The organism is Burkholderia sp. BCC1985 (assembly GCF_905339915.1).
Lineage (GTDB): Bacteria > Pseudomonadota > Gammaproteobacteria > Burkholderiales > Burkholderiaceae > Burkholderia.
On the sequence record NZ_CAJPGY010000022.1, the window covers coordinates 29,074 to 46,641 of the forward strand.

Here is a 17,568-nt window from a genome sequence, read left to right on the forward strand (position 1 = left end):
GCGTATGTCGCGGCATTTTTTTCGTCCGTAGCATTGATGCGGAAATCGCAATGCTGCGCTGCATGCAGCCAGCACGGAGGTGCGGAATTTATAATCGCTAACCGGGGTCATAAGCGCATCGCAGCAGTGTGCCGCGGCTTTACATGTACAGAGGAGGTGCGCGTGTCCTTCACGCTGCATGGCATTCCCGTCTCACGTGGTATCGCGATCGGGCGAGCGTATCTGATCGCGCCGGCGGCGCTCGACGTCGCCCATTACCTGGTCGAGGCGAACCAGATCGACGCCGAGGTCGAGCGTTTCAGCACGGCGCGCGAGGTCGTGCATCGCGAACTCGAGGCGCTGCGCGCCGACCTGACCGACGACACCCCGACCGAAGTGGGCGCGTTCATCGACGTCCACGCGATGATCCTGAGCGACGCGATGCTCGTGCAGGAAACCATCGACCTGGTCCGCACGCGACGCTACAACGTCGAATGGGCGCTGACCGAGCAGCTCGAGCTGCTCACGCGCCACTTCGACGATATCGAGGATGAATACCTGCGCGAGCGCAAGGCCGACATCGAGCAGGTGGTCGAGCGCGTGCTGAAGGCGCTCGCCGGTGCGCCGTCGGCGTCGCAGGCGCTCGATCGCGCGGCCAAGAACGGTACGAACGAGATGATCGTCGTCGCGCACGACATCGCGCCGGCCGACATGATGCAGTTCAAGACGCAGTCGTTCCAGGCGTTCGTCACCGACCTCGGCGGCCGCACGTCGCACACGGCGATCGTCGCGCGCAGCCTCGGCATTCCGGCCGCGGTCGGCGTCCAGCATGCGAGTTCGCTGATCCGCCAGGACGACCTGATCATCGTCGACGGCGACCAGGGGATCGTGATCGTCGATCCCGCGCCGATCGTCCTCGAGGAATATTCGTACCGCCAGTCCGAGAAGCTGCTCGAACAGCGCAAGCTGCAGCGCCTGAAGTTCTCGCCGACGCAAACCCTGTGCGGCACGAAGATCGACCTCTACGCGAACATCGAGCTGCCCGACGACGCGAAGGCGGCGGTCGAGGCCGGCGCGGTCGGCGTCGGGCTGTTCCGCTCCGAGTTCCTGTTCATGCATCAGAAGGAGATGCCCGAGGAGGAGGAGCAGTTCGCCGCGTACAAGCGCGCGGTCGAGTGGATGAAGGGCATGCCGGTGACGATCCGCACGATCGACGTCGGCGCGGACAAGCCGCTCGAGGCGCTCGACGAAGGCTACGAGACGGCGCCGAACCCGGCGCTCGGCCTGCGTGCAATCCGCTGGAGCCTGTCCGAGCCGCAGATGTTCCTCACGCAGCTGCGCGCGATCCTGCGCGCGTCCGCGTTCGGGCAGGTGAAGATCCTGATCCCGATGCTCGCGCACGCGCAGGAGATCGACCAGACGCTCGACCTGATCCGCGAGGCGAAGCGCCAGCTCGACGACGCGGGGCTCGCATACGATCCGAACGTGCGCGTCGGCGCGATGATCGAGATCCCGGCCGCGGCGATCGCGCTGCCGCTGTTCCTGAAGCGCTTCGATTTCCTGTCGATCGGCACGAACGACCTGATCCAGTACACGCTCGCGATCGACCGCGCGGACAATGCGGTCGCCCACCTGTACGACCCGCTGCATCCGGCGGTGCTGCACCTGATCGCCTATACGCTGCGCGAAGCGAAGCGCGCGGGCGTGTCGGTGTCGGTGTGCGGGGAGATGGCGGGCGATCCGGCGCTCACGCGCCTGTTGCTCGGGATGGGGCTCACCGAGTTCTCGATGCACCCGAGCCAGTTGCTGGTCGTGAAGCAGGAGATCCTGCGCGCGCACCTGAAGGCGCTCGAGAAGCCGACGGCCGACGTGCTGGCCGCGTTCGAGCCGGAGGAAGTGCAGGCGGCGCTCAAGCGCCTGTCGGTCGCGGAACCGCGCGCGGACGCGGCCGCCTAGGCGGCGCGGACTGCGCGGCGAAACCGTCGCGCGCGTCGCGAAGGTAGCGAAACGTCGCGCATGCGCCGCCCGGCGCATGCGTTCATGCATCCCGCGCGCGTCAGTGCCGGCCCTGGCACACGGGGCAGTCGGCCTGGCGCGCGATCTTCATCGTCGTCCATTCCATCCGCAGCGAATCGAGCATCATCAGCCGCCCGTTGAGCGTCGTGCCGATCGCGCCGATCACGCGCAGCGCTTCGGCGGCCTGCATCGCGCCGATGATCCCGACCGTCGGCGCGAACACGCCCATCGTCGCGCACGCGACTTCCTCGAACGGCTGGTCCTCCGGAAACACGCACGCGTAACAGGGCGCGGCCGGGTCGCGGAAGTCGAACGTGCTGATCTGGCCGTCGAAGCGCAGCGCGGCGCCCGACACGAGCGGCACGCCGTGCGCGACGCACGCGCGGTTGATCGCATGGCGCGTCGCGAAGTTGTCGGTGCAGTCGAGCACGACGGTCGCCTGCGGCACGTGCGCGTCGAGCCATGCATCGTCGACGCGCGCCGCGACCGCATGCACGGTCACTTCCGGGTTCAGCTGCGCGAGCGCGTCGCGCCCCGATTCGACCTTGCTGCGGCCGACCGAGGCCGTCACGTGCAGGATCTGCCGCTGCAGGTTCGTGAGATCGACCGTGTCGGCGTCGACGAGCGTGATCGTGCCGACCCCGGACGCCGCGAGATACATCGCGGCCGGCGAGCCGAGACCGCCGGCACCGACGACGATCGCATGCGCGTCGAGGAAGCGCTGCTGCGCCTCGATGCCGATTTCATCGACGAGGATGTGGCGGGAGTAGCGGAGGAGTTGATCGTCGTTCATGGGAGAGGTCGGGTGAGGCATGCCGCCGGCGGCGGCGCGGACGCCTCTGCGTCCATCTGCATATTCTAGGCGCACATGAAAAACGGGCCATCGCGGTCTTCCCGCGATGGCCCGTCGGATGCCGGCCGGCGCTTACTGCGGTGCCGACGCGGGCTTCGGTGCGGCGGCCTTCGCGCCCGACGCCTTCGCGGGGGACGCGGCCTTGGTTGCAGGGCTCTTCGTCGTGCTCTCGGCGAGCAGCGACTTCGATTCCTGCACCGTCTTGCCTTCGAGCTTGTTGAGCGCCTGCTGCATCATGAAGTCGTCGGCGCTGCCGAACTCGATCGGCTTGCGATCGCGGTCCTTCTGGCGTTGCTCCGGCGTCTTCTTGTCGTTCTGCTCCTCGAGGACGCGCAGCTGATCCATCCGGCGCTGCTCGCGCTCTTCCTGTTCCTTCTTCTCGTTCGGATCCTGCGTGTTCGCGAGGTGGTTCGTGTAGTCGACCTCGCGCGTCACGAGCACGTCGTCCGGATCGCCGTCCGCATACTGATCGACCGGCACGTCGGGCGTGATGCCCTTGTTCTGGATCGAACGGCCGCTCGGCGTGTAGTAGTAGGCGGTCGTCAGGCGCAGCGCGGTGTCGGCCGTCATCGGACGGACCGTCTGCACCGAGCCCTTGCCGAACGTCGTCTTGCCCATGATCTGCGCGCGCTTCGAATCCTGCAGCGCGCCGGCGACGATCTCCGACGCGGACGCCGAGTAAGCGTTCGTCAGCACGACCATCGGCACGGTCTTGAAGATCGGCGGCAGGCTCTTCAGCGGATCGCCGTCGAAGGACGGCAGGCGGTAATTGTCGTAGGTATCGCGGTAGACCTGCTTCGAATCCGGGATCTGGCCGTTGGTCGACACGACGACGGAGTCGGGCGGCAGGAACGCGCCGGCGACGCCGACCGCGCTCTGCAGCAGGCCGCCGCCGTTGTTGCGCAGGTCGACGATCAGGCCCTTCAGGTTCGGCTGCTGGCGCGCGATGTCCTGCAGCTTCGCGGCGAGATCGGGCGTCGTGCGCTCCTGGAAGCTCGTGATCCGGATATACGCGTAGCCCGGGTCGAGCAGCTTCATCTTCACGCTCTGGACCCTGATGATCGCGCGCGTGACCGTGATCGGGAACGTGCGGTCGTCGCTCTTGCGGAAGATCGTCAGCGTGACCTTGGTGCCCGGCTCGCCGCGCATCTGCTTGACGGCCTTGTCGAGCGTCATGCCGCGCACCGGCTTGTCGTTGATGCGCGTGATCAGGTCGCCCGGACGGATGCCGGCGCGGAACGCGGGTGTATCTTCGATCGGCGAGATCACCTTGACGAGGCCGTCTTCCTGCGAGATCTCGATGCCGAGGCCCGCGAAGCGGCCCTTGGTCTGCTCCTGCAGCTCGTCGTAGTCGGTCTTGTCGAGGAACGACGAGTGCGGGTCGAGGCTCGACACCATGCCCTTGATCGCCGCCGTCAGCAGCTTCTTGTCGTCGACCGGCTCGACGTACTCGCGCTTGATCTGGCCGAACACTTCCGCGAACAGGCGGAGCTGGTCGAGGGGAAGCGGTGCCGTGGCGGTCTGCTCGGCCGATGCCGAAACCTGCAGCGTGGCGAATACGCCCGTGGCGAGGCCCGCGGCAATCAGGCCGATGTTCTTCAATTTCATTCGCATAGAGAGTCTGGTGCGGTCGGGAAGCGCGTGGCGGTAGCGGGGATGTAGCGGACAAGTATAACTGTTCGCCCGATTGCTCAGTGGACCGGTGCGAAATGGTCCGGGAGCCCGGTCCCGGCGGGGGCGCCGGATGCGCAGCGGATTCGAAAGCGGGTTCGACAGCACCGGGGCCGCGAAGGTTCGCGCCCGCGCGCCGGAGCGGCCGGGCAGGCCGCGCGAGGCGGCCCGCCCGGCACGACGGGTATCAGCCCGCCTTGCCCTGCTTCGCGACGGCGGCCTGCGCCTTCGCGATCGCGTCCTGGTCGCCCAGATAGTAGTGCGTGATCGGCTTCAGGTTCTCGTCGAGCTCATACACGAGCGGCACGCCGTTCGGGATGTTCAGGCCGACGATGTCGCTGTCCGAGATGCCGTCGAGGTACTTGATCAGCGCGCGCAGCGAGTTGCCGTGCGCGGCGATCAGCACCTGCTTGCCCGCACGGACGGCCGGCGCGATCGACTCGTTCCACAGCGGCAGCACGCGCGCGACCGTGTCCTTCAGGCATTCGGTGAGCGGCAGCTGCTCGCGCGGCACCTTCGCGTAGCGCGGATCGTCGAACGGCGCGCGCTCGTCGGTCGGCTCGAGCGCCGGCGGCGGCGTGTCGTAGCTGCGGCGCCACACGAGCACCTGCTCGTCGCCGAACTTGGCGGCCGTTTCCGCCTTGTTCAGGCCCGACAGCGCGCCGTAGTGGCGCTCGTTCAGGCGCCACGAGTGGACGACCGGCAGGTACATCAGGTCCATCTTGTCCTGCACGTGCCACAGCGTGCGGATCGCGCGCTTGAGCACCGACGTGTAGGCGATGTCGAACGTGTAGCCGGCCTCCTTGAGCAATTCGCCGGCCTGGTAGGCCTCGTTGCGACCCTGTTCGGTCAGGTCGACGTCGACCCAGCCGGTGAAGCGGTTTTCCTTGTTCCACGTCGATTCGCCGTGGCGGATGAGAACGAGTTTGTACATGGATCTTGCGGTCGGTAGTGATAGGGAAGCGGGGCGCGTCGCGCGGTACCCGGCCCGGGTCCGCCATCGCGCAAGGCGGTTATTTTATAATGGCGCGATTGTCCTCATCCGATTTCTCTTTTTCCGGCGGCATTCCGTGACGTTCTTTACCAATTACACGAACCTGGCCCTTATCGCGATCCTTCTGGTTTCCGGCGGCCTGCTCGCATGGCCGGCCCTGCGCCGCGGCCGCGGCGGCCTGTCGGCCGCGGAGGCGACGCAGCTCATCAATCGCCGCAACGCGGTCGTGATCGACCTGCGTACCGCGTCCGACTTCGCCGCCGGCCACCTGCCGTCGGCGCGCCAGCTCGCCGCCGGCGAGATCGGCGCGAAAATTGCGCAGGTTGCGAAAAACAAGAGCACCCCCGTGCTGCTCGTCTGCCAGAACGGCCAGCAGTCGCAGAAGGCGGCGCGCGAGGTCGAGGCGGCAGGCTATGCCGAGGTACATGTGCTCGAGGGCGGCGTCGCCGCCTGGCAGCAGGCCGGGATGCCGGTCGTCAAACAAGGAGTGGCGAAGTGAGCAAGGTTTTGATGTACAGCACGCAGGTGTGTCCGTATTGCATTCAGGCCGAGCGCCTGCTGAAGCTGCGCGGCGTCGAGCAGATCGAAAAGGTGCTGATCGACCGCGATCCGGCCCGCCGTGAGGAAATGATGACGCGCACCGGCCGTCGCACGGTCCCGCAAATCTACATAGGCGACACGCACGTCGGCGGCTACGACGATCTGTCGAAGCTCGACCGCGAAGGCGGGCTCGTGCCGCTTCTGCAAGCGGCCTGATTAGGGCAGAATGGCCGCCGGCCGCGCCGCGGCATGAGCGCGCAGGATTCAACCGAGGCGGCCGGCGTGAAGCCGGGCCGCCGCGTCACCACTTTTAGGGAAACACCATGTCCGACGTCGAAAACCAACCGTTCTTCAACATCCAGCGCGTCTACCTGAAGGATATGTCGCTCGAGCAGCCGAATTCGCCGGCGATCTTCCTCGAGCAGGACATGCCGTCGGTTGAAGTCGAAGTCGACGTCAAGGCCGAACGTCTCGCGGAAAGCGTCTTCGAAGTCGTCGTGTCGGGCACCGTCACCGCGAAGGTGAAGGACAAGGTCGCGTTCCTGATCGAAGCGAAGCAGGCCGGCATTTTCGACATTCGCAACATTCCCGACGAACAGCTCGACCCGCTCGTCGGCATCGCCTGCCCGACGATCCTGTTCCCGTACCTGCGCTCGAACATCGCCGACGCGATCACGCGTGCGGGCTTCCCGCCGATCCACCTGGCGGAAATCAACTTCCAGGCGCTGTACGAGCAGCGTCTCGCGCAGCTTCAGCAGCAGGCCGGTGCGGCAGGCGCGCCGAACGGCACGACGCTGAACTGACGTTTTACTCCGGACCGGTGCTGGGTATGAAAGTAGCCGTTCTCGGCGCCGGTGCCTGGGGCACCGCGCTCGCGGGCCATCTGGCCGCGCGGCACGATACGCTTCTCTGGGCGCGCGACGCCGCGCTGATCGCCGGGCTGCAGGCCCGGCACGAAAATTCCCGCTATCTGGACGGCATCGCGCTGCCCGATGCGCTGCGCTACGACGCCGATCTCGTCGCGGCGCTCGCGCACGGCGCCGCGGACGACGCGCTGTGCGTGATCGCCGCACCCGTGGCCGGGCTGCGCACGCTGTTCGGCGCGATGCGCGACGCGGGCTGCGTGCCCGCGCATGTCGTGTGGGTCTGCAAGGGCTTCGAGGCCGACACGCATCTGCTGCCGCACCAGGTGATCGCGGCCGAGCTGCCGGGGCAGCACAGCAACGGCGTGCTGTCGGGGCCGAGCTTCGCCCGCGAGGTCGGGCTCGCGCTGCCCGTCGCGCTGACGGTCGCGAGCACGTCCGCCGAATGCCGCGAGCGCACGCTCGCCGCGTTCCATCACGGCGCGATGCGGATCTATACGGGTGACGACGTGGTCGGCGTCGAGGTCGGCGGCGCGGTGAAGAACGTGCTGGCGATCGCGACCGGCATCGCCGACGGCCTCGGGCTCGGGCTGAACGCGCGCGCCGCGCTGGTCACGCGCGGTCTCGCCGAAATGTCGCGGCTCGGCGTCGCGCTCGGCGGCCGCGCGGAGACCTTCACGGGCCTCACGGGCCTCGGCGACCTGATCCTCACCGCGACGGGCGACCTGTCGCGCAATCGCACGGTCGGCCTGCAACTGGCGGCCGGCCGCTCGCTGAACGACATCCTCGGCGCGCTCGGCCATGTGGCCGAAGGCGTGCGCTGCGCACAGGCCGTGCTCGCGCTCGCGCGCGCACAGGCGATCGAAATGCCGATCACCGAAGCCGTGTGCGGTGTGCTGTTCGACGGCGTCGCACCGCGCGATGCGGTCAGCGGCCTGCTGCGGCGCGACGCGCGCGCCGAATAACGCCGACGAATCACATCGACGAATCACACCGATTTTTTGCGGCCGGGCGGGCTCGCGCAAAGCGGGCGGCGCCAAAGCGCACTACGCTTGAACCGTCTCCGGCGTTTCGGGAGGGTGTCATGCTGCAGATCGGTTCCACCACGCTCGACGCGCAACGCGTCGATATCACGACGCTCGACGTCGACGTGATCGTCAACGCTGCGAACGGTTCGCTGCTCGGCGGCGGCGGGGTCGACGGCGCGATCCATCGCGCGGCCGGCCCGGGCCTGCTCGCCGAGTGCCGCACGCTCGGCGGCTGCGAGACCGGCGACGCGAAGCTCACGCGCGGCCACGGGCTGCCGGCCCGGTACGTGATTCATGCGGTCGGCCCGGTGTGGCACGGCGGCGGGCGCGGCGAGCCCGAGCTGCTCGCGGCATGCTACCGGCGTGCGATCGAGCTGGCCGAGGAGGTTGCGGCAACCTCGATCGCATTCCCGGCCATCAGCTGCGGCGTGTACCGCTATCCGGCCGAGGAGGCCGTCGACATCGCGGTCGGCACGGTCGCCGAAATGCTGCCGCAGGCGCCGAACCTCGCACGCGTGGTGTTCGCGTGCTTTTCATCCGACATCTACGACCTGTATCGCGCGCGGCTCGCGCGTACCTAGCGCGTGAGTGGATCCGGCCGCGCGGGCGCGTCAGGCGCCGCCTTCGAAGCCGGCCTGGCGCCACGCCTCGAACACGACCACCGCCACCGTGTTCGACAGGTTCAGGCTGCGGTTGCCCGGCCGCATCGGCAGGCGCACGCGTTGTTCGTTCGGGAAGCGTTCGAGCACCTCGGCCGGCAGGCCGCGTGTTTCCGAGCCGAACACGAACCAGTCGCCCGGCACGAATGCATGGTCATGGAAGCGGCCCGAGCCACGGGTCGTGAACGCGAACATCCGCGCGGGATCGGGTGCTTCGGTCGCGACGAACGCGTCCCAGTCGCGATGCACGCGCATTTCCGCGTACTCGTGATAGTCGAGGCCCGCGCGGCGCATCTTCGCGTCGTCGAGCGGAAAGCCGAGCGGCTCGATCAGGTGCAGGCGCGCGCCGGTGTTGGCGCACAGGCGGATCACGTTGCCGGTGTTCGGCGGAATTTCGGGGGCGACGAGGACGACGTTGAACATGGTTGGGTCTGGCTGGGCCGGCCGGGGCGAAGCGGCGTGCACTCCGTCCCGGCCGGCCGGTTCGTGACGGCCGGCGCCGCGCGCGGGCGGCCGGCCTCTCTATCTAATTAATCCCTGGCGGTGCGCAGCGCAACCAGATTCGTCACGCGTGCGGCGCCCGCCGCCTTCAATGCCTGCGCGGCCGCCGCGAGCGTCGCGCCGGACGTCATCACGTCGTCGACGAGTGCCACGTGGCGGCCGGTGAGGTCGCCCGCCACCGCGAACGCCGCGCGCACGTTGTCGCGCCGCGCGCGCCGGTCGAGCCGCGACTGCGGCGCGGTTTCGGCCACGCGTGCCAGCAGCGCCGCGTCGGCGCGCACGCCGAGCCGGCGCGCGAGCGGCCGCGCGATCGCCCACGCCTGGTTGTAGCCGCGCGCGACGAGCCGCCCGTGCGACAACGGCACCGGTGCGATCACGTCGAAGCCGCCGGTGGCGCGCAGCGCGTCCGTGTCGTCGATCCGCTGTGCGAGCCGGGCCGCGAATTCGGCGCCGAGCGCGAGCCGCGCATGAAACTTCAGGCCGCGCGCGAGCCCGTCGAGCGGGGCGCGGTAATCGGCGAGCGCGAGCGTCGCCTCGAACGGCGGCGGCGTCGCGCGGCATGCTTCGCACCGGTACGCGGACGCCGAACCGGCGCCGCCGTGCCGGCCGCGGGCTGCGCGCGGCCGCGGCCGCCCGACGCCCAGCGGCACCGCGCAGACGTCGCAGCGCAGCCGCGCTTCGTTCCAGTACGCGGCGTCGCAAGCGCTGCAAATCACCGGATGTGACAAATTGCCGCACAGAGCGCACCGATTCGGCAAGGCGAGTGCGACGACGCGCACGGCCAGCGCGCGAACCTGCGACAAAACGACGCGCATCGGGCGCGGGGCGGAACTGCGATCCATCGCGAACACTCCTGGCGGCCCCGTCTCGATGAAGGCTACGAGGCGAGCGAGTATACTTCGGGCTCTTCGCCAGTGTGCCCGACATGTCCCCAGCTTCGACTTCAACCGGCCGTCCGGCCAATGACGCCCGGCGTCTGCGGCGGATCTTCGATCGCCGCGCCGCCACGTTCGACGCGGTCGCGTTCCTGCCGCGCGAGATCGCGCAGCGGATGAACGAGCGCCTCGAATACATCAAGGTGAGCCCCGCGGCCGTGCTCGACGCAGGCTGCGGCCCGGGCGACGACCTGCCGGCGCTGCGCGCGCGCTTTCCCGAAGCCCCGGTGTTCGGCGTCGACCTGTCCGGCGCGATGCTCGCACGGGCGGGCCAGCGCGAGGTCGAGCAGGCGAGCTGGCGCCGCTGGCTGCCCGCGTCGCTCGGCCGGGCGCTGGGCCAGCGCGGCCCGCGCGTCGCGCAGGCCGACTTCTCGGTGCTGCCGTTCGCGGCCGGCGCGTTCGACCTGATCTGGTCGAATCTCGCGCTGCACTGGCATTCGCGTCCCGATACGGTGTTCCCTGAATGGCAGCGCGTGCTGCGCGTGAACGGCCTGCTGATGTTCAGCACGCTCGGCCCCGACACGCTGCGCGAGCTGCGCGCGGCCTGCGCAGACGCCGAAGCGGCGCTCGGCATTGCACCGCCGGCCGCGCGCGTCGTCGATTTCGTCGACATGCACGACCTCGGCGACATGCTCGTCGAGAGCGGCTTCGAGATTCCGGTGATGGACCAGGAAGTGCTGACCGTCACGTACAAGACCCCCGATTCCCTGCTGGCCGACGTGCGCCGCTGGGGCGCCTATCCGTTCGATCGCGCGGTGCCGCAGCACGCGGCGCGGCGCTTTCGCGCGGCGCTCGGCGACGCGCTGGAAGCGCGCCGGCGCGCGGACGGCACGATTGCCCTGACGTTCGAGGTGATCTACGGCCACGCATGGAAGGCCGTGCCGCGCACGACCGCCGAGGGGCACGGCATCGTGCGCATCGAAGATATCGGAAAGGGGCGTCCGAAGAATCGGTAAAGCGGTAAAGAGGGGTTTTGTTATGTCTGAAATTAGCGGCGCAAAGCGGGGTCGAATAGACGCCAAAAACGGCCGGGAAGCTTGTGGCGCTTGGCTCGCGGGCCGATAGCCGCTTGCTTGTGGATGCCATTGAACCCGCCTATAATGCGTCAGCTTGTCGTCCCGGGGTCCCCGCAATACGGGCCGACGAGTCCGATGCAGGCATGCATCGCATGCCATTCGCGTGAGGCGGCGATGGAAGCAGCAAGGGTGTCGGCGGAGACGAACGATGAACCGGTCCTCGAAGACTGGCTCATGAAACGCAACTGTTCGGTGTCGCCGCGCCAGTTCGTGCTGTTTTACGCGTCGCTCGCGGGCTTCTCGCTGGTGATCGCGGCAGTGCTGATGTGGCGGGGGGCTTGGCTCGTCATGCCCTTCACGGGAATCGAATTGCTGGCGGTCGGCGTCGCGTTTGCGATCCATGCCCGTCATGCGGTCGATTACGAGCGCATCAGGCTGTTTCCGCACCGGCTCGTGATCGAGCGGATGGATGCGGAGCGGCTCACGCAGATCGAATTCAATCCGCGCTGGGTGCGGGTCGAGCCGGGTGCGACGCCACGCGATCCGATTCGACTGGTATCGCGCGGGCAGACCGTCGTAATCGGGCAGCATCTCGCGCAGCACAAGCGTGCGCAGTTCGCCGACGAACTGCGCGTGTCGCTCAGGCGCTGCGGCTGACGAGGCGCGGGCACCGGCCGGAACAGGCCGGCGCCTTGCGACGGGGGAGGGTTTGAATGGAAATTTTGGGTAAGGATGCTATGAAAACAATCAAGCGAGCCCTCACGGGCGTGCTGGCATGCAGCGGATTGCTCTTTGCCGGCGCGGCTCTGGCGGTCGGTGATAGCCCGGGCGGCCCCCGCGTCAACGAGATCAACTTTCAGCCGCCTGTCACGAAGATCGCCGAGGAGCTCTACGATCTCCACACGATGATGCTGATCCTGTGTACGGTGATCTTCGTCGGCGTGTTCGGCGTGATGTTCTATTCGATCTTCGCGCACCGCAAATCCAAAGGCCACAAGGCCGCCAATTTCCATGAAAGCACGACCGTCGAAATCATCTGGACGATCGTGCCGTTCATCATCGTCGTGCTGATGGCGCTGCCGGCCACGAAGGCCGTCGTCGCGATGAAGGACACGACCAACGCCGATCTCACGATCAAGGTCACCGGCTACCAGTGGAAGTGGGGCTACGACTACGTGAAGGGGCCGGGCGAGGGCATCAGCTTCCTGTCGACGCTCAGCACCCCGCGTGACGAAGTGATGGGCAAGAAGCCGATCACCGAGACCTACCTGCAGGAAGTCGACAACCCGCTCGTCGTGCCGGTCAACAAGAAGATCCGCATCATCACGACCGCGAACGACGTCGTTCACTCGTGGTACGTGCCGGCGTTCGGCGTGAAGCAGGATGCGATCCCCGGCTTCGTGCGCGATACGTGGTTCAAGGCCGACAAGGTCGGCACGTTCCGCGGCTTCTGTACCGAACTGTGCGGCAAGGAACACGCGTTCATGCCGGTCGTGGTCGTGGTGCTGTCGGACGACGACTACGCGAAGTGGGTGAGCGCGCAGAAGGCCAAGCTGGCCAGCGCGTCGGTCGATCCGAACAAGGTTTACACGATGGCCGAACTCGTCGCGCACGGCGAGGAAGTCTACAAGGCGAACTGCGCGGCCTGCCACCAGGTGAACGGCAAGGGCCTCGGCGCCTTCCCGGCGATGGACGGCAGCCCGATCGTGAACGGCCCGATCGCCGGCCACGTCGAGCGTGTGCTGCACGGCAAGGGTGCGATGCCGTCGTGGGCGTCGCTGTCGGACCTCGACATCGCATCGGTCATCACGTACGAGCGCAACTCGTGGGGCAACCACAAGAACGACCTGCTGCAGCCGAAGCAAGTGACCGACGCGCGCAACGGCAAGATGCCGGAAGACGTGGCGGGCGCCGCGGCGCCGGCCGAAGCGGCCTCGGCACCGGCGCAAGCCGCGTCGGGTGCGGCCGAGCAACCGGCGGCAGCGTCGGCATCGGCGGCTGTGTCGACGATCTACTTCGAAACGGGCAAGAGCGTGCTGCCGGCCGACGCGAAGGCGGCGATCGCCGCAGCGGCCGACTATGCGAAGGCACATCCGGACGCGAAGCTCGCGCTGTCGGGTTTCACCGACAAGACGGGCTCGGCCGACGCGAACGCCGAACTGGCCAAGCATCGTGCACAGGCCGTGCGCGACGCGCTGAAGGCAGCAGGCGTGGCGGAAGACCACATTATTCTCAAAAAGCCGGAAACGATCACGGGCGGGGCTGACGCGAAGGAAGCCCGGCGGGTCGAGATCGGGCCGGCGGCTTGACGTGTCGCTGAGTTAGTCGACGTATTCGCATTAGGAGATTCTCATGTCTAGCATCGGGCACGACGTAGCCGCGGACCACGCGCACGACGACCACGCGCACGAAATGCCGCACGGCTGGCGGCGCTGGCTGTTCGCCACCAACCACAAGGACATCGGTACGCTGTACCTGCTGTTCTCGTTCATCATGTTCCTGTCGGGCGGCGTGATGGCACTCGGCATCCGTGCCGAGCTGTTCGAGCCGGGCCTGCAGATCATGCGTCCGGAGTTCTTCAACGAACTCACGACGATGCACGGCCTGATCATGGTGTTCGGCGCGATCATGCCGGCGTTCGTCGGCTTCGCGAACTGGATGATTCCGCTGCAGATCGGCGCGTCCGACATGGCGTTCGCGCGGATGAACAACTTCAGCTTCTGGCTGCTGCCGGTCGCGGCCGTGCTGCTGGTCGGTTCGTTCTTCGCGCCGGGCGGCGCGACGGCTGCCGGCTGGACGCTGTACGCACCGCTGTCGACGCAGATGGGCCCGGGCATGGACTTCGCGATCTTCGCGGTCCACATCATGGGCGCGTCGTCGATCATGGGCGGGATCAACATCGTCGTGACGATCCTGAACATGCGCGCACCGGGCATGACGCTGATGAAGATGCCGATGTTCGCATGGACCTGGCTGATCACCGCGTACCTGCTGATCGCCGTGATGCCGGTTCTGGCAGGCGCGATCACGATGGTGCTGTTCGACCGCCACTTCGGCACGTCGTTCTTCAACGCGGCAGGCGGCGGCGACCCGGTGATGTACCAGCACATCTTCTGGTTCTTCGGCCATCCCGAGGTGTACATCATGATTCTGCCGGCGTTCGGGATCGTGTCGCAGGTGATCCCGGCGTTCGCACGCAAGACGCTGTTCGGCTATAGCTCGATGGTGTATGCGACGGCGTCGATCGCGATCCTGTCGTTCATGGTCTGGGCGCACCACATGTTCGCCACGGGCATGCCGGTCACCGGCCAGCTGTTCTTCATGTACGCGACGATGCTGATCGCGGTGCCGACGGGCGTGAAGGTGTTCAACTGGCTCGCGACGATGTGGCGCGGCTCGATGACGTTCGAAACCCCGATGCTGTTCGCGATCGGCTTCCTGTTCGTGTTCACGTTCGGCGGCCTGACGGGCCTGATGCTGGCGATGGCACCGCTCGACATCCAGTACCACGGCACCTACTTCGTGGTGGCGCACTTCCACTACGTGCTGGTGGCAGGCTCCCTGTTCGCGCTGTTCTCGGGCTGGTACTACTGGGCGCCGAAGTGGACGGGCTGGATGTACAACGAGACGCGCGGCAAGATCCACTTCTGGTCGTCGATGATCTTCTTCAACCTGACGTTCTTCCCGATGCACTTCGTCGGTCTCGCGGGCATGCCGCGTCGTTATGCGGACTACCCGGCGCAGTTCACGGACTTCAACCAGGTGGCGACGATCGGCGCATTCGGCTTCGGCCTCGCGCAGGTGTACTTCCTGTTCGCGGTCGCGCTGCCGGCCTACCGTGGCGGCGGCGACCTGGAAAAGGCGTCGGACAAGCCGTGGGATGGCGCGACGGGTCTCGAGTGGACGGTGCCGAGCCCGGCTCCCTTCCACACGTTCGAACAACCGCCGCACGTCGAATAAGTTTCACCCGGCGTTCCGCCGCTGCCTGCCGCGCAGGCAGGCGCGGCGGGCGCCGGATCGATGTATCAGCGAAGTTTCAGCGAAGTTTCAGATGAACCGGAATCCACAACAAAGACGAACGCCCGAGCAGATTCGCGCGGGCAACAAGCGGCTCGGCCTCATCCTGCTCGTCATCGCCGCCGTTTTTTTTGTGGGTGTCGTGATCAAGCAGTGGTGGCTGTCCACTCACTGATATGCAGTAACTGACGCAGTAGCGAGGAAGTCGTCGTATGTCGAAGCCGGAAGAGGGCGCCGTCGATCGCGCATTCAATCGTTCGATGCTGGTGAAGCTCTTCGTCGTGGCCGGACTGATGTTCGGCTTCGGCTTCGCGCTGATTCCGATGTATCGCGCGATCTGCCAGATCACCGGCATCAACAACCTGGTGCAGCGCGATGTCAGCGAACGCGAGGTGAAGAACTCGCAGGTCGACATGAGCCGCACGGTGTCGGTCGAGTTCGATGCGAATGCGCGCGGCCCGCTCGGTTTCAAGCCGGAGCGCAACAGCCTCGACGTGCATCCGGGCGAGCTGACGACGATCGTATACGACGTGACCAACGGGCAGGGCCGGCCGGTGGTGGCGCAGGCGATTCCGAGCTACGCGCCGAAGCAGGCGACGGAGTTCTTCAAGAAGATCGAGTGTTTTTGCTTCACGCAGCAGACGCTGGCTGCGAACGAGTCGCGCAAGATGCAGGTGGTGTTCGTGATCGATCCGAAGCTGCCGAAGGACGTGAAGACGATCACGCTGTCGTACACGTTCTTCGAGCTGAACACGCCGGCCGCGCCGGCGCCGGCACCGCGCAAGACGGCGGCGCAGGGCGACGCGAAGCCGGACGCATGACGACGGAGACGGCAGTGACAGAGACCAAGCGGAGCGGGTCGTTCGGCCAGGCGTTGCGAGCGGTGTTGTGGTCGTTCTTCGGGGTGCGCAAGCGGCGCGACCTGGAGGCCGACGCGACGCAGCTCAATCCGCTGCACGTGCTGATCGTCGCGTTGATCGCGGCCGGTGTGTTCATCGGCGTGCTGATCCTGATCGTGCGTGCGGTCGTGGGCTGAGGCTCGCGGCCACGAAAGAATGCAGTGCGTAGCGCCCGGGCGCTGCGTGCGGGAAAGAGCGGCGGCGGTCGTGCCGTGCAAGAAATAAAGCCGGAGCGGTTTCCGGTACACAAATTGGACTGAAGTGGAGAATCAAGCATGAGCGGTCAAAACCAGACCCCGTACTATTTCGTGCCGCATCCGTCGCAGCATCCGATCAGCGCGGCCTGCGGCCTGCTGGTCATGCTCGCGTCGGTGGCGCTGTGGATCAACGGTCACGACTGGGCTCCGTACACGGCGCTGCTCGGCCTGCTGTGGTTGCTCTTCACGCTGTACCACTGGTTCGGCGATTCGATCGCCGAATCGGAAGGCGGTCATTACGGCAAGAACGTCGACAAGTCGTACCGCTGGAGCATGAGCTGGTTCATCTTCTCCGAAGTCATGTTCTTCGGCGCATTCTTCGGCGCGCTGTTCTACGCGCGTGAAATCGCGCTGCACCAGCTCGGCAGCCTCGACTACAAGCTGATCTGGCCGGATTTCTCCGCCGTGTGGCCGAACGAAGGCCCGGCCGCGCTCGCCGGTCACTTCAAGACGATGGGCCCGTGGCCGATCCCGACGCTGAACACGGCGCTGCTGCTGTCGTCGGGCGCGACGCTGACGGTGTCGCACCACGCGCTGCGCGACAATCATCGCAACAAGGCGATCGCGTGGCTGGCCGCGACGCTCGTGCTCGGCGTCTGCTTCCTGTTCACGCAGGGCTTCGAGTACTACCACGCGTACAACGAACTGAACCTGACGCTGAATTCGGGCGTGTACGGCTCGACGTTCTTCCTGCTGACGGGCTTCCACGGCTTCCACGTGTTCCTCGGCGGCACGATGCTCGCGGTGGTGCTGGTGCGGATGATCCGCGGCCACTTCAAGCCGGATCATCACTTCGCATTCGAAGGCGCCGCGTGGTACTGGCACTTCGTCGACGTCGTCTGGCTCGGCCTGTACGTCGTCGTCTACTGGCTGTAAATGCAACAACGGCCCGCGCACCGATGCGCGGGCCGTTTTCATTGGCGGGGACGGGGCAGCGGCCGGCTGCTTGCGCTCAACGCCAATCCGGCGCCGCCGCGACTCAGTCAGGCGGCGCTTTTGCTTGGTAGCGCCGCTGTGCGGCGAAATGTCACAGCGTTATAGAGGCCGGCGCGGTGAAGGCATCAACGCCCGATCGGCAGGCCGGTCGAATGGATCCAGCCCATCCAGTTCGCGAACAGGATGAACAGGAACAGCGAGATCGACAGCCCGACACGGGTGGCAAGCGACCACACCATGCGTTTCGTATGGCCGCGGTCTTGCATCATGAAGTAGAGCGCCGAGCCCATGCTGGCGACGATGAGGACGAAGGCGATGGGAACGAGGATGTGCATGACACGAACCGGACGACGGCAATTCGAAAGGAAGAGGATAATTATCGCACTTCGCTTTCGCGAATGCGC

Annotated in this window: 20 protein-coding genes; 14 read left to right on the forward strand and 6 right to left on the reverse strand. The window is 66.8% G+C overall.

Annotation, left to right across the window (positions count from 1 at the left end):
- The first annotated feature begins 162 nt into the window (after positions 1-162).
- The gene (gene ptsP / locus U4Z31_RS22420) at positions 163-1,935 is read left to right on the forward strand and encodes a phosphoenolpyruvate--protein phosphotransferase (RefSeq protein WP_044848237.1); all 1,773 of its coding nucleotides are present in this window, start codon (positions 163-165) and stop codon (positions 1,933-1,935) included.
- A gap of 100 nt (positions 1,936-2,035) precedes the next feature.
- On the opposite strand, the gene U4Z31_RS22425 is transcribed toward ptsP, so the two are convergent.
- The 3 genes from U4Z31_RS22425 to gpmA all read right to left on the reverse strand — a co-directional run bounded on the left by U4Z31_RS22425 (position 2,036) and on the right by gpmA (position 5,453).
- A complete protein-coding gene (locus tag U4Z31_RS22425) occupies positions 2,036-2,788 on the reverse strand; it encodes a HesA/MoeB/ThiF family protein (protein WP_044848228.1) in 753 nt (250 codons plus the stop codon).
- Between the two features lie 132 nt (positions 2,789-2,920).
- A complete protein-coding gene (locus U4Z31_RS22430) occupies positions 2,921-4,462 on the reverse strand; it encodes a S41 family peptidase (protein WP_321800708.1) in 1,542 nt (513 codons plus the stop codon).
- A gap of 244 nt (positions 4,463-4,706) precedes the next feature.
- Positions 4,707-5,453, reverse strand: a complete 747-nt coding sequence (gene gpmA, locus U4Z31_RS22435) for a 2,3-diphosphoglycerate-dependent phosphoglycerate mutase (RefSeq protein ID WP_044848226.1) — start codon at positions 5,451-5,453, stop codon at positions 4,707-4,709.
- A 136-nt stretch (positions 5,454-5,589) separates the two neighbouring features.
- On the opposite strand from gpmA, the gene U4Z31_RS22440 reads away from it, so the two are divergent.
- From U4Z31_RS22440 to U4Z31_RS22460, 5 genes are all read left to right on the forward strand, one after another.
- On the forward strand, positions 5,590-6,012 hold the full coding sequence (locus U4Z31_RS22440) for a rhodanese-like domain-containing protein (RefSeq protein WP_044848225.1): 423 nt from the start codon (positions 5,590-5,592) through the stop codon (positions 6,010-6,012).
- Positions 6,009-6,269 carry a glutaredoxin 3 gene (grxC, locus tag U4Z31_RS22445; protein ID WP_044848224.1) on the forward strand — a complete coding sequence of 87 codons (261 nt, stop codon included), beginning with the start codon at positions 6,009-6,011 and terminating at the stop codon, positions 6,267-6,269. Before U4Z31_RS22440 ends, grxC begins: the two co-directional genes overlap by 4 nt.
- A gap of 107 nt (positions 6,270-6,376) precedes the next feature.
- Positions 6,377-6,856 (forward strand): protein-export chaperone SecB, encoded by a 480-nt coding sequence (secB, locus tag U4Z31_RS22450; RefSeq protein ID WP_011658008.1) that lies wholly within the window; start codon positions 6,377-6,379, stop codon positions 6,854-6,856.
- A 26-nt stretch (positions 6,857-6,882) separates the two neighbouring features.
- Positions 6,883-7,881 (forward strand): NAD(P)H-dependent glycerol-3-phosphate dehydrogenase, encoded by a 999-nt coding sequence (locus U4Z31_RS22455; RefSeq protein ID WP_321811403.1) that lies wholly within the window; start codon positions 6,883-6,885, stop codon positions 7,879-7,881.
- A 119-nt stretch (positions 7,882-8,000) separates the two neighbouring features.
- Positions 8,001-8,525, forward strand: coding sequence for an O-acetyl-ADP-ribose deacetylase (locus U4Z31_RS22460; protein ID WP_321811404.1), 525 nt, complete (start codon positions 8,001-8,003; stop codon positions 8,523-8,525).
- A gap of 30 nt (positions 8,526-8,555) precedes the next feature.
- On the opposite strand, the gene trmL is transcribed toward U4Z31_RS22460, so the two are convergent.
- Both trmL and U4Z31_RS22470 read right to left on the reverse strand, forming a co-directional pair.
- Entirely contained in the window at positions 8,556-9,026 is a 471-nt protein-coding gene (gene trmL, locus U4Z31_RS22465) for a tRNA (uridine(34)/cytosine(34)/5-carboxymethylaminomethyluridine(34)-2'-O)-methyltransferase TrmL (protein ID WP_321806818.1), read from the reverse strand.
- 107 nt (positions 9,027-9,133) lie between these two features.
- Positions 9,134-9,946: a ComF family protein gene (locus U4Z31_RS22470; RefSeq protein ID WP_321811405.1), complete on the reverse strand. Its 813-nt coding sequence runs from the start codon at positions 9,944-9,946 to the stop codon at positions 9,134-9,136.
- A gap of 83 nt (positions 9,947-10,029) precedes the next feature.
- On the opposite strand from U4Z31_RS22470, the gene U4Z31_RS22475 reads away from it, so the two are divergent.
- The 8 genes from U4Z31_RS22475 (at position 10,030) to U4Z31_RS22510 (ending at position 17,104) form a co-directional block, all read left to right on the forward strand.
- On the forward strand, positions 10,030-10,995 hold the full coding sequence (locus U4Z31_RS22475) for a methyltransferase domain-containing protein (RefSeq protein ID WP_044848220.1): 966 nt from the start codon (positions 10,030-10,032) through the stop codon (positions 10,993-10,995).
- A gap of 195 nt (positions 10,996-11,190) precedes the next feature.
- Positions 11,191-11,712 (forward strand): DUF2244 domain-containing protein, encoded by a 522-nt coding sequence (locus U4Z31_RS22480; protein ID WP_044848219.1) that lies wholly within the window; start codon positions 11,191-11,193, stop codon positions 11,710-11,712.
- Positions 11,713-11,768: 56 nt separating this feature from the next.
- Complete coding sequence (coxB, locus tag U4Z31_RS22485) at positions 11,769-13,364, forward strand: cytochrome c oxidase subunit II (RefSeq protein ID WP_124486532.1); 1,596 nt, start codon at positions 11,769-11,771, stop codon at positions 13,362-13,364.
- A gap of 43 nt (positions 13,365-13,407) precedes the next feature.
- A complete protein-coding gene (ctaD, locus tag U4Z31_RS22490) occupies positions 13,408-15,015 on the forward strand; it encodes a cytochrome c oxidase subunit I (RefSeq protein ID WP_044848217.1) in 1,608 nt (535 codons plus the stop codon).
- Between the two features lie 91 nt (positions 15,016-15,106).
- The gene (locus U4Z31_RS22495) at positions 15,107-15,247 is read left to right on the forward strand and encodes a cytochrome oxidase small assembly protein (protein WP_027789063.1); all 141 of its coding nucleotides are present in this window, start codon (positions 15,107-15,109) and stop codon (positions 15,245-15,247) included.
- Positions 15,248-15,284: 37 nt separating this feature from the next.
- A complete protein-coding gene (locus tag U4Z31_RS22500; protein ID WP_044848216.1) occupies positions 15,285-15,893 on the forward strand; it encodes a cytochrome c oxidase assembly protein in 609 nt (202 codons plus the stop codon).
- Positions 15,890-16,108 carry a DUF2970 domain-containing protein gene (locus U4Z31_RS22505; protein WP_321811406.1) on the forward strand — a complete coding sequence of 73 codons (219 nt, stop codon included), beginning with the start codon at positions 15,890-15,892 and terminating at the stop codon, positions 16,106-16,108. The genes U4Z31_RS22500 and U4Z31_RS22505 overlap by 4 nt, the downstream gene beginning before the upstream one ends.
- A gap of 138 nt (positions 16,109-16,246) precedes the next feature.
- Entirely contained in the window at positions 16,247-17,104 is an 858-nt protein-coding gene (locus U4Z31_RS22510) for a cytochrome c oxidase subunit 3 (RefSeq protein ID WP_044848214.1), read from the forward strand.
- Between the two features lie 185 nt (positions 17,105-17,289).
- Here U4Z31_RS22510 and U4Z31_RS22515 read toward each other — a convergent pair whose 3' ends face one another.
- On the reverse strand, positions 17,290-17,499 hold the full coding sequence (locus U4Z31_RS22515; RefSeq protein WP_044848213.1) for a twin transmembrane helix small protein: 210 nt from the start codon (positions 17,497-17,499) through the stop codon (positions 17,290-17,292).
- Positions 17,500-17,568: the final 69 nt, after the last annotated feature.